The sequence below is a fragment of the Streptococcus parasanguinis genome, assembly GCF_031582885.1.
Taxonomy (GTDB): Bacteria; Bacillota; Bacilli; order Lactobacillales; family Streptococcaceae; genus Streptococcus; species Streptococcus parasanguinis_M.
In genome coordinates this window covers 1,461,830-1,477,734 of the sequence record NZ_CP133988.1, presented here as the reverse complement: position 1 = coordinate 1,477,734, position 15,905 = coordinate 1,461,830, and the positions used below count along the sequence as shown (strand labels likewise).

The following is a 15,905-nucleotide window of genomic DNA, read 5'->3' as shown; positions in this document are numbered from 1 at the left end:
AATGGAATATGGTATAATAATAAAATATTTATAAATATGGAGGTGGTTTGGTATGGCAAGAATTCTTGTTATAGATGATGAATTAGATATGCTGACTCTAATCAAGAATATTTTAATAAAAGGAGATCATATTGTTGATATTTACCAAACCACGGTAGATATTGATGAAAATAGTTTGGGGAAATATGACTTAATATTACTTGATGTAATGATGCCAGAGGTTGATGGAATCAGCTATTGTAAAAATATACGTAGCAAAGTGGATTGTCCGATTATCTTTTTAACTGCAAAAGCAATGGAAACGGATATAGTAGATGGCTTATTAAGTGGAGGAGATGACTATATTACCAAACCATTTGGTGTTGGTGAATTGTTAGCAAGGGTAGAAGCTCATCTGAGAAGAGAACAAAGAGAAAAACATTCGAGTTTAAACCTAGGGAATATAAGATTTGATTTATCCTCCAATCAAGTATTTGTGAAGGAAGAAGAAATTCATCTGACAAAGTCTGAGTATCAAATTTCGAAACTTTTAGCAAAGAGAAAGGGACAAGTTTTTTCAAGAGAACAAATATATGAAATGATTTTTGGATTTGATGGGATTGGTGATTCTTCTGCCATATCAGAACATGTAAAAAATATTAGAGCAAAGTTCTTAAAATTTGGTGAAAATCCAATTTCTACAGTTTGGGGGATTGGTTATAAATGGAATTAATTAGAAAAGGACAGTCGCTCAAAATAGTATTTCTTAAATACTTAATGACTGTTGGAGTTGGTTTAGGATGTGCCATCGTACTAGCTTTATTAACTTTTACAGCGTTTTATAGTGTTGGTTTGATTCTTCCGGCTAACCATACAGAAAATTTATTACAAGAAAATAAATATAAAATTTTAAATAAAATAGATTTTGATGAAGCATTGATACCTAAAGGAGCTAGCTATATGTTTTTATCGCCAGATGGTGAAGTGATAAAAACTAATATGGATGAAGCTATTCAACTGAAAGCTAAGAATTTTCACAATCATGAGGGATTTTCAACTCCATATTCTTCATTTATAGAATTTAAAAGGAATGATGGATATGTATTAATCCATTATTCACTAGAGCCACACTACAATAATGATTGGATGGAAAAATATTTCCCTAGTGTAGATTTACTATTAATATTTTTATTAATCATTTTCTTTTTAATGAGTGCATTTGTGGCTACTCTAATCTGGGCAAAACGAATAACAAGGCAATTATCGCCAATGCTAGAGGCATCAGATAAAATCGCCAACCAAGAATTAGACTTTGAAATAGGAAGTTCAAATATCAAAGAATTTAATGATGTCTTAAATAGCCTTGATATAATGAAAAAAGCCTTAAGTGATTCATTAAGAGAAAATTGGATTAAAGAAGAGAATAAGAGAAGTCAGATATCGGCATTAATGCATGACTTAAAAACTCCGGTTTCTATTGTCCAAGGTAATGCTGAATTGTTAAAGGTAACTGATCTAACTGATGAACAAAAAGATTATGTAGAGTACATTATAAAAAATTCAACACGTATATCAGATTATACAAAAGCTCTGATGGAGATGAATCAGTCAATTAAATTAAACTCGTTGAATTTAAAAAAAGTAAAGGTGTCAGAAATAATCGAAAGAGTTAGTGAAATAGCGAGAGAGATTACACTAATACATGACCGTACTATATCTAAATCTATTAATTGTGAAGATTCAGATGTAATGATAGATGTACAATTATTTGAAAGAGTCATTCAAAATATATTTAGTAATGCTATTCAATATTCACCAGACAAATCCAACATTGAATTACTAATAATGACTACAGATAATATACTTTCAATATCTGTGATAGACGAAGGCCCAGGATTTTCTAATGAGGATTTAAAACGAGGAACGGAGCAATTTTACCGTGGAGATAAGAGTAGACATTCAGCTACAAACTATGGTTTAGGTTTATATAATTCTTGGAAAATAATGTTATTACATAATGGACGCATCATATTAGAAAACAACTCGAATAAACATGGTGCATGTGTAAAGTTAGAATTACCATTACTATAATAGAACAGGAATTGTTTTCAAATGGAATTTATTAAAAATATATCCTTTTTGCTTTTGGTGTAGAATAGAAAATTTACTCCGCTATCAAGCAAGAATCGTACATAGTAGAAAGCTAAATGAACTTTGATAACTGAACAAATTCTAAAAGTCAACTTATAAATTTCTTGAAGGAACGGAAGAAAATCTGTGAGTAACTGTAACTAGTAAGTTACAGTTTTTTATTTTGAATAATGATATAATAGGATAAGAAAAAAATGAAAACGCTATATATTTGAAAGTTGATTAGGAAAGTAGAAAGTATGAAAACAATTGATATGATTATTAAATCATCAACTGAATTTTAGAACGATTTAGTTTATCAGCTTTCAGATACGGTGAGACACATTTTAATTTTATTATTAGGGAAAGCAACTAGATAGCGCATTATTAAGATATTTTTACATATAGGAAACTAAAGTGTAGACGAACTGGATGGGTTACTAGTGAAAACTGCAAGAAGTGTTGGAAGGTGAATCGGAGAGTGCTTGATGAATTTTATTAGTAAGATAGCCATAAATAAAGGCTGGTCAGATGATAAAAAATATTGTGTGACAGATCAAAATCAGCAAAAATATTTCTTGCGTGTTTCTGATAAGGAGAAGTTAGATTCTAAAAAATATGAATTTGATATGATGGAGAAAGTAGCTTTTCTTAGAGTTCCTATGTGTAAACCGATTAGCATAGAACTCTGTGATGACGAAGTGCATTCTTTACACGAATGGATAGACGGGAAAGATGCAAGAGAAACCATTTTAACTGTTTCAAAAGAACAACAATACTTTTACGGAGTAGAAGCAGGAAGAATCCTTCAAAAAATTCATTCACTCCCTATTACAGAAGTTCGTGAAGATTGGGAGGTCTTTTATAATCGAAAAATTGATGACAAAATCTTCAAATACAAAGAATGTCCCGTTCAATATGAAAATGGTCAGACCTTTATTGAGTTTTTAAATGCAAATCGAGAATTGTTAAAAGATAGACCTCAGGTTTTCCAACATGGAGATTATCATATCGGGAATTTCATGATTGGTGAAGATGGAGAAATTTATGTCATTGACTTTGATCGATTTGATCTTGGAGATCCTTGGGAGGAATTCAATCGTATTGTATGGTCTGCTCAAGTCTCTCCCTCTTTTGCGTCTGGTATGATAGATGGATATTTTGATTATAAGGTTCCGGATTTATTTTGGAAGCTTCTCGCTATCTATATTCTAAGTAACTTAGTAGGAGCACTTCCCTGGGCTGTACCTTACGGAGTTGAAGAAATAGCAGTAATGCAAAATCAAGCTAAGGAAATTTTAGAATGGTATGATGATATGAAGCAAATCATTCCTAGTTGGTATTTGATTGAGAAAAAAGCTGAATAATAAAAGAGTTGATTAAAGAAGAATTTGGTAGTTGGGACGTTAAAAGTAAAGAGACTCAACAAGTTTACAAGTTAGCAAGTAAATTTTTTAAGTGACAATTATCAGCTATAAAGTTGAAAAATGGTAACTATAAAATAGTTTCATTCTACATTTTAATTTTAAACAACAACTCAGTTACTTTCGTTCTTTAATATAGGAGTATACTAGCACCACATGTTGAGTGTGTAAGTTTGTTAGTGAAACGTAGCTAAATCTCTCGCTTTTTTATTTCAAAGCTCCAGTGGAGCTTTGAACTCCCAAACCTTTTGAGTCCCACAGATGCATTATAACGGGGCTGTAGCATTGATGTCAAAACTTTCACCTCCTATATAAACAAATTCTATCCAACGTTTAAAAAGGATCAGTAGCTGATAATATATAGCGGTTTGCATCGTGACGACAAGTAGGTGGATTACGATTATTTGTAATTTATAAAATCTATGATGAGAGGTACGTGATTAGAGGTATCAAGTAATTTTTATTTTGCTAGAGCAAGCAACAAATCTTCTTCATAAGGACTATGCTAAGCAGATGTATCAGATACTAGATTTAGATAAATTTGAATGAGTTATGATGAATCAACTTCTAGACCACATCAGCATTTAAGAGGATAGGAAAATTAGAGTACCCTTCACAGAGGGAACTGAGGTACAGTTATAGAAAAAGAAAGGCTGTAATAACAGCTGGAAAACATTTTCGTTACAGCCTAATTTGCGTTTTTGTGGTATACTGAAATTGTTGAATGACTTTGAAAGCAAACAAGAAAAATAACTATTAAGGCTTTTATATTTGATAGTTATATTTTCGAAAATATAATATAATCAAAGATATTGCAGATGGATAATAAAATATGACTAGAGAAAAAGCGTTTAAAACTATTGAAGAGCAGATTTTGATTCAACGGGGCAGGAATTTGAAGATTACCGATGAGCCAGGGATGGTAAGTTTTATTCAGCAGAAAAATTATTTTAATTCTATAAATGGTTTTGAAACTATTTTTTTGGAGACCTCTAACCCTAAAAAATATATGAAAAGAGTCTCTTTTAAAGATTTTGAGAGAATATACACATTGGATAGAAATATAGCTAAGTACCTATTTCAAGAAATCGAAAAGATTGAGGTTGAACTGAAGTCGAGAATTGCATACGAATTTTCAAAAGTTCATTGCAATAATGGTATTGCTTCTAACTTAAAGTATTTAGATATCAATTGTTATGTGCTACCGATAGCACACAATCGAAATTCTTTTACAGAGTATTTTTATACTCATGGAGATAATAAAAAAACGCATTCTTTTTTTAGAGTGCATACTATTTCTGCCAAGATTAAAGATGTAATGTTTACAGGTAAAATTAGTACCTCTCATACTCGTAACGGAGATGTATATTACAACCTAGAAGGTGATTTTGATGGAATAGTTGATGACCTTAAAATAAATCAATATCGAGGGAGATTTTCAATAAAAGCTTCTAATACTCCTAGTAATATTTCTTCATTAAACGGTTCTATGAATGTGACGATTCAAATTAATAACATAGAGGGAAGATTTTTTGAATTATCTTATTCAGACTTCTGTAAAATTAAATATCCATATATTTCTAGCTATAAAAATCCTCCGCTTTGGGTTATTATTGATACACTAATGTTGAATGACTTGCTGGTTTTATTCCAAGGATTAGACATTGCTATACAAAATAAAATTATGAGTGAGATGGGATTTGATTCCTCTATTAGTGGGAGTCGAGAAAAATTCATTAACGCTTGTGAAATACTGCGTGAGTTGAGAAACCAATTGGCACACTTTGGTCTCATAACCAGATATAGGACGGGAAATAGTATTCTAATCAATAGACTTTTTATCTCTGATTTGTTACTTACTCCTAAAAGGAATAATAGAGTTTTAAAGTTTTATCAAGGTTTAAAAATTTTAAATTCTTTTAATAGATTCTCTCTTAAAAGGATTGATCGAGCTATTCAATCATATTATTTAAAAAATATGTTACTATTGAAGTTTGATATTAATAAAAATTTTTTTAATAGAATTGGCAAGTAAGTGTTGCAAAAAGTTGCTGGTTATGATAGAATAATATAGTTATATTTTAGTGCCACGACGGCGTGAAATCCTTGAAAGAGGTTTTCAAAAAGTCATAAGGGGGAAGGTTAATAAACTTTCCTCCTTATTTTATTTATTTAGATAAGTTGAAAATAGTGTTGAAGATGTTTGATTTCTGAAGTACCTTGAATTGTATAGAGTTTACATGCAGTTTAGAATTTCTGATTTATTATCCAGAGGATAGAACCGCTTATTGAAGATATTTTAGAAAGTTAGTCATTACCAAAGTTAATATTTATTTCTACAGTATAATTCTAAAATCACTTTTTTTCTCTTTCGTCTATTAGTATAGAAAAAAGCTAACACTACATGTGGAGTGTGTGAGTTTGTTAGTGAAACGAAATTAATCCTCAAAAGGTTTCCCAAAACTTTTGAGTCCCACAGACGCATCATGAGGAGAAATCATGAGGGATATTATCAGTTGAATAAGTAAGAGTATAATCTACATCTCCAAAGTAGGAGTGGCTAGTTCCAGCAGAAAGACCTTCATAGGTTTTATAACTGAATAGATCGACTTACTTTGTTGTCGAATTTTTCCTGTTCTTCAAGTAATTCTGAGGAATAGACGACAACTTTAAAATCAAATAAGCTAAAAACGCTCTAAAATCATTAAATTGATATTAAAGTGTTTTTTATTGTCAAAATATACAATTGAAAAAATTTCCAGCTTTTTTAAAATCACTATCTCAGATGACAATTTAATCAAAATATGATATAATACAGAAAAAGTAAAAATAACAAAAGTAACTTACCAAAGTAAAAGAAAAAAAGTATATAGATAGCCACGGCGGATATTCCTTTCATCGTTTAGAAGGAGTTGCTGTGGTTATCGTTGTTGCTGAGCTAGTTAATTGCTCTTATTACTTAGATGAAGTTACTTTTATTATTGAATTAATTTAAATAATAATAACGATCAATGAAAGTACTCATCGATATTTCCTTTTTGCAGTTTAGAGCTCAAAGGAGAACAGTACTGATTTGGTCGTTTTTTTGCGTATTGACATCCTAAAAGCCAGTCAGAACCTTCAGTCATGATAAACAAGGAGAATTAATGAAATTTGTAGTTTATAAACATTCGCTGGTTTTAGGTGATAACAACATCGTGACAAAGCAATTGATTGCACTCAAACATGATGATGGCACATTACAATTCACTGATTTTCATAGATATGTAAAATCTGCCACAAAGATTAAATCTATTTCAGACGATGGAAACAAACGATTTTCATACGTTGTTAAATTTTTGAATTTTATATACGGAACAGTTGGGGTTAACAATCTTGATCAACTAACTTTAGAAATGGTCAAGGAGTTTTTTATGCTTTATGGTTTAGGACAACTTCCAGAAGATAGAAAAAATAGAAAGAAAAGTACAGTCGAAAAATGTGTAAATGCAGTTCTTGATTTTTTAACTCTATACTTGAATGAACGAAAAGGAAAGGTTAAATTGAAGCCAAAAGACCTTTATTCTATCAATACGTTTACCAATAGACGAGGCAGAGTCATCAAAAGAAAAGAGCTGAATTTTGAGATATTTGTTGATGATAGCAACACACAGAAGTCAATTTTTAGAGATATGCCAAACAGCGCCTTTGAAATGCTCTTCGCTCACATTGCTCAATGTCACAAGGATTTACTTATGGCTGTTGCCTTGGGAGCATTTGTTGGTTTAAGACCATCAGAAGCTTGTAATGTAAGACGTGAAGATAGCCCTTTGGGGGCAGGTATCATATTTCACCAAAGTGATAATCAAGTATTTAAAATTGAGGTTGATCTGCGAAAAGAAATGCCCCTTAGAAGCGATTTAAAGTCAACTGGACGAATTAAAAAGGAAAGACTTCAAGCTGTACCTTATATCTTCTTAGAGGTCTTTTTAGACACCTACAATGACTATATGAGCTACCTAGAAGGTAAAAGGTATGAGAAAGATTATGGTCCATTAAGCCTTAACAAGCAAGGGAAAGCATTGTCATACGATGTGTACTATCAACGATTTCGTAAGATTATTCGCGAAGAAATGATTCCAATATTTCTTAAATCTGATGACCCAGAGGTTGTCTTTTTTGGTCAACTCTTGCAAGAAAATAATATTTCACCCCATATCTTTAGGCACTGGTACACCACACAATTGGTTTTGTCAGGTGTTAATGAAGTTAGTGAACTGATGTCTGCTAGAGGAGACAATTCACCAGAAAGTGCTTGGGTTTATTTACAAAATAAAGGAGAAATTGCAAAACAATATGGTCAGGTTAATAATGGTGTTTTTGAATATATGAACTGGCAAGCAGAAAAATTGTTTGGAGAAGATTAAAAGGAGTAGCTATTGGTAGTAGATTTAAAAAATTATCTTGAAAGAATATTAGTCGAGTTAGGTGCTGCTACAATAAAACACCGTGAGAAAGTCAGTGGATTCTTACTAGACAATGAATGGTTTGGTGTGTCTATAAATCTTGATGATTATACTATTTCTGAAAAAGATGCTGAAGTTCTTAAAAATCACATCAAAGACTATCTAACAACACCTCCTGGAATTAAGAGTATGGAAGGAATCTTTTCAAAAAAATTTCCTTCTACAAGTGAATTATTCGTACAATTTGCTGAAGAAGAAAAGCTGAGTGAAACAAATCGTTTCTATCTACTTGATTTTTTAGCATACTACTTAACAAAGGATTTGTTTCTATATAGTGATGCTGAAGTAGAGACCTTAGTAGAAGTAGCAACAGAAGTTCTTACGAAGTCACAAGGCAATATCCTCATTCAATTTATTAAATGGCTACTCAATAAAGGCGTTACTCGTTATCGAGTAAGTTTTGAAATGACAAAGCGTTACACGATTGAGAGTGCAAATGGAGCGTATGAATTAGATGAATACCTTGAATTAATGTACTACCTATTCAACGAAAACTACATCATAAAAAATGATATGTTGTGTAAAGCAGCAAATTCAAAAAACTATGCAGATACATGGTTGTATCTAGGGTTACATTTTATTTGCGCACTAAGATCAACAGACTTAGAAAGATTAGGACATCCTAAATTAACAAGAGAACCATTAGAAGTTTTAGAAGCAGTAGTAGATGGAACTTGGAGTAGTAGTGAAGCTAGAAGGACTTTACTAAGTATTACAACAAGATTGACTTATTTAAACTTAACACCTAATAAAACCAAAAACGCTTCTAATGTTGCTCAGTTAAAGTTTCATGTCCCAGAAAGTTGTCAGGTTCTTATTGGAACGTTATTGGCTATCTGTGAGGCACATTTCCAACTTCAAATACCATACAATGCAGAAAATCCATTGATCAGACAAATTAAAACTTATGAAAAGATTACTAGTTATATGGGAGAGGAAATCGGAAATTTATTTTTAGAGCGTAACTTTAGTAGTCGTTCTGCAAACAAGTCCTACTTACAATCTGTCGCAATGTTAGCAGATGATGTTCTTGAAGAAAAGTCAGAACTGAATATTAAAGGTTATTTTCTAGCAGCATTAGCTCGTAGCCATAAAGGGGATTTTAATGAATTTGCACAAACCACAACAACGTATCTAAAAGATGCCCAACTCGGACAACTAAAACCTGAAATGGTTGCAAAAGAGCTATTTGAACGAGGCGTATTATCCATGATTCCGTCTATGCTCTTGACCATTGTAACTAGAGGAAAGTATAAAAAATTAAGTCCAAGCCAACAAACTCAAATGATTAAAAGTTTAGATTTAACGCCAATTGAAATTGAAAAAACGTTGGAATTGAGTATTAGGGCTGATTCACGTTCGCAACAAGCATTAAAAACTCTAATTGAAAATAATGTTGATCCTGAACAATTACTGACGATCTGTCATCGAATTGGTAACGGAGAAGCTTTTTCTAAGCAAGGAGAGAGTATGTGTCTTTTATCTGCACTAGGGAAACTATGTCCCTATGATGACCGTCAGCATTGCGTCGGCTGTCAGTATGAATTACAAACAAAATCTACCTTGCTTTTGTTAATTGGTGAGTTTAATCGACTCAATAAACAATATCAAAAATTAAAGAATGAACTTGAACGAGGAAAGGTTCGAGCCATTCTTGAGAAGCAGATTAAACCATGTCTTACAGAAATGTTGCAAGCTTTATCAGAACAGTATGGCGAAGCTGTATTGTCTGATTATGAGGATATTATTAAGGAGTTAGTCAGTTGAATAATCAATCAAAATTATTTCGTAAAGTAAATGAAATTATCCTGTTTGATGACAATATGATTGAGAGCGCAAAAGAATGTTTTCAAGACTATGTTGAAAAAGGGATTATTCTAACCACCAATTTTGAAGAAAATAAATGGGAAACGACTAATGAATATTCTAACGTTAGCTTCATTTTTAACTTGAATAAATTCCAATATAAAAGGTTTTATGAACAAGTATTTCAATTATCTTTTGATGATTTTGTTACCTACTTAAAGAGTTTTATAGTGCTATCTATGGAACATCATGTTTTAATCACTCTCCAAGCCTTTTTAAGAGATATAAAGAAATTAGTCAGAGAACTAAAAGTGAACGAAGCCTTCTCATTAGCAAATATGAAGATTTCCAACCCCTCAGTATGTATAGATTTTCTTTCTACACTACCATGTTTAGAGAGTAACGAATTAACCCAACTGATTGAGCAACTAGATGAACTTTTAAATGTTAGTTATCAACTGAACACTAAAAAACAGCGAAAGTTAGCCCAATTTCAATCCTATTTTTTATTTAATGATATTTTAAACGACTATTGGGTTAAATCATTATTAGATGAGGAAAGATTGTTTTACTACCCTCTTTACTTATGGTGACAAATAACAGCAGTAGTACCACTTAGACCAAGGGAGTTTTTGCTCACTCAGAGAAATTGTCTCACAGAAAAAGACGGAAAATATTACTTAACTCTCAGACGAAATAACTTAAAAGGAAAAGACAAGGGAGTATCCCATAAAATTTCAGAGGATTATTATTTAACAACTTACGAAGTACCATTTAAGCTTGCGAGTGAGATTTTAAATTATTTAGAGCTAACCAAAGACTTATCATCTACACAGTTAGATACCCTATTTGTGACAGACTCTCATTATCGGAAATGGAAACGTATTGCTAGTACTAAAAACCGTTTCTTGACGTACAGTAACTTAAATACAATTTTAAAATATTTCTTTAATGAGATTGTATCTCAACAGTATGGGTATTTTGTCCATCATATCAATTCCCCAAATCAATTAGACGATCATGAGATTAATTTCATTCATATTGGAGATACTAGACACATTGCAATGATCAATTTGATAGCAGAAGGAGCTAGTCCAGTAACAGCAATGCTCTTAGCTGGACATGATAGTATCACAACATCTTCACATTATTTTTCAAATCTGAGTCAGTTTATTGAATGTAGGAGCTATCAGCTTTATCGTAAATTAACAAACTCTCAAACGTCTTACGCTATAAGTAAAACTCAACATAAATACACCATTAATAAAAACTATGTTCCTCTTGATAATAAGGGCAGATGTTATTCACCTCGATTTGCGGAAGGTGATTATTCAGACTGTCTTAAAGTCATTAGCTCACATGCAGAGCTTGGTGCTTGTACTAGTTGTCCATTTTACAGAAAAGCTGGAAAAGATTATTTCTCTATTATTTCTCTATGGATAAATCCTTTAAGAAATCAATCGACGAGGAAGCTTTAATTGTAGATGAGGCTATAAAAAGAGTTCGACAAGGAAAGGGGAATATAGAAGATATTGGTGAGGCATTATTAAAACTTAAAACAGTTAGTCATTCTTATCAAGAATATCTAACTGAAAAACATTTATCCTTACAGGAGTTCTCAAATGGCTAGAAAGAAGTATATTGATAATCAAGAATTGCTATTATTATTTGAACATTATTTACTGGAACATTGTTCGAATAATCCTAGACTATTCAAAATTCCACAGTTTGGAAATTACCTTAGAAGCAACGGATTTCCGCAGGTTGCAGACACAACGATTAGAAGAAACAAAGAATTTAGACAAGCCCTTAATGATAGATTGGAACTATTTGAAGACGACACTTATCAAACAGTTATAACGTATAAAACTCTAGATGTAGAACGTTTCTTAATGACCAATAGAACCCCTAAAGCAATCAAATCAGCATTGATGGAACTTAACAATTATTATAAAAGAGTTGTTGATGCAGCAATAGAATATAAGGAAGAAGCCAGTAAGCTCAAAACAAGAGTTTCAGAGTTGAAAAATGAGGTAGCACAACTTAATGAAAAGAATGCTGAAATAAAGGAGCAGACAGCGTTAAACAAAGAATTATTAGAGGAAAACAAAAAGTTAAGGAATCTTCTTAAAACTAGTTTGTATCCTGATATTGCGAATGAATTGTTAAAAGAAGAGGGCTTGTTAAAATCTGATCAGCAACTAGTAACTAAGAAGTATCTTAGTGAGAATGTTATTACTTCAGACACAAAAATATCTTTTGAAAAACATACTCATACTGAAAAGCAAACAAGCAAAAGTAAGATTTTGGAAATAAAAGACTTACTGGATAACAAGACTAAGTATTAGGAGGAGAAAATGTCAGACTTAATCACTGATTTTCCAGCCTTATTGAACTATTGGGACTTTGACAAGAATATCAAAATAGATGTAGAAAAAATAACAATTACCAGTAAAAAACACATTAACTGGAAATGTCCTACCTGTTCTTATGAATGGAAAGCAAGTACATCAAAATCTTATAAGAATATTCAAAATCATTCAAAAATCTGTCCTGTATGTGAGCTTGGAAAAGTGTTCATAAAAGGGGAAAACTCTATATCTGCAAGGATTCCTAACTTTCTAAGGTACATAAACTTTCATTATGAAAATATAGAAACCATTCAGGAAGAGATTGATAATTTATCTTTTTCTTCAAAGAGGTTATTTCACTTCAAATGTCCTACCTGTCATGTTGGTTGGAAAGATGTAGCAAACACTTCTAAATTAATCAATAAACATAATCAAGAGCTTGTTCATGTCGGATGTAATGAAAGTACACATTTTGTACCTTACACTAAAGCATACCCTAATCTTCGGAAAATTTATCTTCCAGGGGAGCAAAACGATGTAGAGTTTAATGATCTGAAGTTAAGTGACAATGTTACAATCCCTAGAAATTGGAAATGCGACAAATGTGACCATATCTTTAAGTTGTCTATTGATCAGCTAATTTCAAGAATCAAAAGATATAGTTTCTATTGTACTAACTGTAAAGCTACATTCGATACCCCAATTAAAGTGAAAGCGAACCCCCTATTACATACAGATAGAAATCTTTTTAAGCAATTTATTCCAACTCATGTAAAAAGTAATATGATTGATAGTTTATCCAACATCTTAGTAAGATGGCAGTGTTTTAAATGTCATGGTCAATATGAATGTAGTGTTGTCAAAAGGCATCTTGAAGGCTGCCCTTATTGTGATAATAAATTGATGTTAAAAGGATATAATACTTTACAAGAAACTCATCCTTATTTAGAGAAATTTTGGGATAAAAGTAATGATAAACCTATTTCTGAATACTGGTATAAGTCTTCTAAATGCATAAATTGGAAATGCCCTTGCTGCAAAGTCAGTTTTTATTGTAGTCCAATTGAAATGATTTTAAGAACCGACTTAGAGAATAGTAATTTTCAAACTTGTCCTAATCGTTGTGATTGGGATACACTTGTTTTTAACAATGATATACTCTATAATTTCCCAAAATTACAGGAAGAATGGAGCGATAAAAATGGATTGCCTGTTCATTTAGCATTGAGCCACATTGAAACAAAAAAATATTGGTGGAAGTGTTCTGTTTGTCAAGGTGAATACCTTTGTTCAATTCCAATAAGAAAAGAAGTAATAGATAGCTGTCCATATTGTAATGATGAACAAGCATTAAAAGGTTATAATACAATTGCAGATACTTATCCTGAGTTGTGTGACCTTTGGAGTAGCAAGAATGTAGAAAAACCTGATGAGGTGACGAAATCGTCAGAAACCGAGAATAAAATATTTAATTGGATTTGTGATTGTTGTGATTTAGAATTTCAGGAGAGATTAGGGATTGTTCTAGGTGTGTTTACAAACAATAATTCTAATAGTCTCAATTCTATATGTCCTTACTGTAATAAAAAAATTCCTAAACCAAATGAAACACTAAGCTATGTTAAACCGTACTTAAACAATGAATGGGTAAAAGAACTGAATGGTGATATTGATACCTTCTTTTATGATTCAAATGCTTTAACCAATTGGATTTGTCGAAAATGTCACAGAAGTTTTAAAGCAAAAATTTCTGATCGCCACAAAAACGACCAATGTTGTCCATATTGTTCTTTTAAGAAGACTGCAAAAGGTTATAATGATCTTGAAACAACACATCCTTGGTTAATTAAAGAATGGTCATCATTAAATAAACAAGAAATGTCTTCAGTAAGGGCAAATTCAACATATAATGCATGGTGGAAATGCCCTGTATGTACTGGAGAATATCAGAAAGTTATTAAAGAAAAATTTTACAGAGAAAATTCTTGTCCATACTGTAGAAATCAAAAAGTATTAAAAGGATTTAACGATTTAGCAACAACGCAACAAAGTCTAATGAATGAGTGGGATTATCTAAATAACTCCTTGATAGTAAGTCCAACTGAAATTACAGAGTTGAGTATTCTGCCTGTATGGTGGATATGTCAAGAAAATCTTAATCACCGTTACAAAATTCAAGTAAAAGAAAGAATGGCATACAAAAAACGCAATAAAAGGTCGTGTTCCATTTGCAAAGGCCACAGAAGAAAGCAAGAACACTTTGTACAGTTTGAAAAAATATAGATAAATAAAAACACTCTAAATTTCATTAAATTGATATTAGAGTGTTTTTTTATTGTCAAAATGTACATTTGAAAATTTTTTAGTTTTCACTTAAATAAAGTACATTTTCAACTGAATTGAGAGTAGTAAAAAATTTCCAGTGTTCACTTAAATAAAGTACATAATTGAGTATAATTGGCTTAAAAAATTTTTTTGGTTATCCTTTTGGATACAAAACAGTCCTATAGATACCCTATGACATCTTTCCGAAAAACTATAATTTTCTTGAAAAATATATCTGGCTATGCTATACTACTAGTATAGAAAGATTTGGAGAAAAACATGAAACGCGATATCTTATTAGAACGGATTGATAAACTCAAACAAGTCATGCCCTGGTATGTATTGGAATATTATCAATCGAAACTGGCCGTTCCATACAGTTTTACAACTTTGTACGAATACTTAAAGGAATACGATCGATTTTTTACCTGGGTTTTGGAATCTGGTATATCGGATGCTGACACCATGGCCGAGATCCCCTTAGACGTTCTGGAGCACATGACCAAGAAAGACATGGAATCCTTTATTCTTTACTTACGTGAACGTCCTCTGCTCAATGCCAATACGACAAAAAACGGGGTTTCCCAAACAACGATTAACCGTACCCTTTCTGCATTATCTAGTCTTTATAAGTATTTGACTGAGGAGGTTGAAAATGAGCAAGGTGAACCTTATTTCTATCGAAATGTTATGAAGAAAGTTGCTACCAAGAAAAAGAAAGAAACCTTGGCGGCTCGAGCTGAAAATATCAAGCAAAAACTCTTTTTAGGGGATGAAACAGAAGGTTTCCTTAACTATATCGACCAGGAGTACCCACAAACACTCTCAAACCGCGCCTTATCCTCTTTTAATAAGAATAAAGAACGAGATTTAGCCATTATCGCACTCCTTCTTGCCTCTGGTGTCCGTCTCTCTGAAGCAGTCAACTTGGACCTTCGTGACCTCAATCTTAAGATGATGGTCATTGACGTCACTCGAAAAGGTGGAAAACGAGACTCAGTCAATGTTGCTGCCTTTGCTAAGCCTTATCTCGAGCAATATCTTGCTATTCGAGACAAACGTTACAAGACAGAAAAGACTGATACAGCTTTATTCTTAACCTTGTATCGAGGTGTTCCAAACCGAATTGATGCTTCTAGTGTTGAAAAAATGGTCGCCAAGTATTCAGAGGACTTCAAAGTGCGCGTGACCCCCCACAAACTGCGCCATACACTAGCAACTCGCCTCTATGATGCAACCAAATCCCAAGTTTTGGTCAGCCATCAACTAGGACATGCTAGCACACAAGTTACCGACTTGTATACGCATATCGTTAATGATGAGCAGAAAAATGCCTTGGATAGTTTATAAAGTACATAATATAAATTATGTAATATTTTAGTGTT

At 32.1% G+C, this 15,905-nt stretch carries 11 protein-coding genes; all 11 read left to right on the top strand.

Features of this window, described 5'->3' with window-relative positions:
• Positions 1–52 precede the first annotated feature (52 nt).
• The 11 genes from RDV49_RS06965 (at position 53) to xerS (ending at position 15,870) form a co-directional block, all read left to right on the top strand.
• Complete coding sequence (locus tag RDV49_RS06965; protein WP_003007324.1) at positions 53–712, top strand: response regulator transcription factor; 660 nt, start codon at positions 53–55, stop codon at positions 710–712.
• Positions 703–2,070 (top strand): sensor histidine kinase, encoded by a 1,368-nt coding sequence (locus RDV49_RS06960; RefSeq protein WP_003007326.1) that lies wholly within the window; start codon positions 703–705, stop codon positions 2,068–2,070. The genes RDV49_RS06965 and RDV49_RS06960 overlap by 10 nt, the downstream gene beginning before the upstream one ends.
• 527 nt (positions 2,071–2,597) lie before the next feature.
• Positions 2,598–3,476: an aminoglycoside phosphotransferase family protein gene (locus RDV49_RS06955; protein ID WP_310744337.1), complete on the top strand. Its 879-nt coding sequence runs from the start codon at positions 2,598–2,600 to the stop codon at positions 3,474–3,476.
• Positions 3,477–4,365: 889 nt separating this feature from the next.
• Entirely contained in the window at positions 4,366–5,568 is a 1,203-nt protein-coding gene (locus RDV49_RS06945) for an Abi family protein (RefSeq protein WP_003007328.1), read from the top strand.
• A gap of 1,111 nt (positions 5,569–6,679) precedes the next feature.
• Positions 6,680–7,939 (top strand): site-specific integrase, encoded by a 1,260-nt coding sequence (locus RDV49_RS06940; protein WP_003007331.1) that lies wholly within the window; start codon positions 6,680–6,682, stop codon positions 7,937–7,939.
• Between the two features lie 12 nt (positions 7,940–7,951).
• A complete protein-coding gene (locus RDV49_RS06935; RefSeq protein ID WP_003007333.1) occupies positions 7,952–9,805 on the top strand; it encodes a hypothetical protein in 1,854 nt (617 codons plus the stop codon).
• Complete coding sequence (locus RDV49_RS06930) at positions 9,802–10,437, top strand: hypothetical protein (RefSeq protein ID WP_003007336.1); 636 nt, start codon at positions 9,802–9,804, stop codon at positions 10,435–10,437. The genes RDV49_RS06935 and RDV49_RS06930 overlap by 4 nt, the downstream gene beginning before the upstream one ends.
• A 39-nt stretch (positions 10,438–10,476) precedes the next feature.
• The gene (locus RDV49_RS06925) at positions 10,477–11,322 is read left to right on the top strand and encodes a hypothetical protein (protein WP_310744336.1); all 846 of its coding nucleotides are present in this window, start codon (positions 10,477–10,479) and stop codon (positions 11,320–11,322) included.
• Between the two features lie 144 nt (positions 11,323–11,466).
• Positions 11,467–12,192: an MreC domain-containing protein gene (locus tag RDV49_RS06920; RefSeq protein ID WP_003007349.1), complete on the top strand. Its 726-nt coding sequence runs from the start codon at positions 11,467–11,469 to the stop codon at positions 12,190–12,192.
• A gap of 9 nt (positions 12,193–12,201) precedes the next feature.
• Positions 12,202–14,478: a zinc-ribbon domain-containing protein gene (locus RDV49_RS06915; protein ID WP_003007353.1), complete on the top strand. Its 2,277-nt coding sequence runs from the start codon at positions 12,202–12,204 to the stop codon at positions 14,476–14,478.
• A gap of 321 nt (positions 14,479–14,799) precedes the next feature.
• Entirely contained in the window at positions 14,800–15,870 is a 1,071-nt protein-coding gene (xerS, locus tag RDV49_RS06910; protein ID WP_003007357.1) for a tyrosine recombinase XerS, read from the top strand.
• Positions 15,871–15,905: the final 35 nt, after the last annotated feature.

Excerpts from the sequence above, each read along its gene's own strand:
- RDV49_RS06965 (WP_003007324.1), top strand. The coding sequence starts at position 53 with ATGGCAAGAATTCTTGTTATAGATGATGAATTAGATATGCTGACTCTA.
- RDV49_RS06960 (WP_003007326.1), top strand. The coding sequence starts at position 703 with ATGGAATTAATTAGAAAAGGACAGTCGCTCAAAATAGTATTTCTTAAA.
- RDV49_RS06955 (WP_310744337.1), top strand. The coding sequence starts at position 2,598 with ATGAATTTTATTAGTAAGATAGCCATAAATAAAGGCTGGTCAGATGAT.
- RDV49_RS06945 (WP_003007328.1), top strand. The coding sequence starts at position 4,366 with ATGACTAGAGAAAAAGCGTTTAAAACTATTGAAGAGCAGATTTTGATT.
- RDV49_RS06940 (WP_003007331.1), top strand. The coding sequence starts at position 6,680 with ATGAAATTTGTAGTTTATAAACATTCGCTGGTTTTAGGTGATAACAAC.
- RDV49_RS06920 (WP_003007349.1), top strand. The coding sequence starts at position 11,467 with ATGGCTAGAAAGAAGTATATTGATAATCAAGAATTGCTATTATTATTT.
- RDV49_RS06915 (WP_003007353.1), top strand. The coding sequence starts at position 12,202 with ATGTCAGACTTAATCACTGATTTTCCAGCCTTATTGAACTATTGGGAC.
- xerS (WP_003007357.1), top strand. The coding sequence starts at position 14,800 with ATGAAACGCGATATCTTATTAGAACGGATTGATAAACTCAAACAAGTC.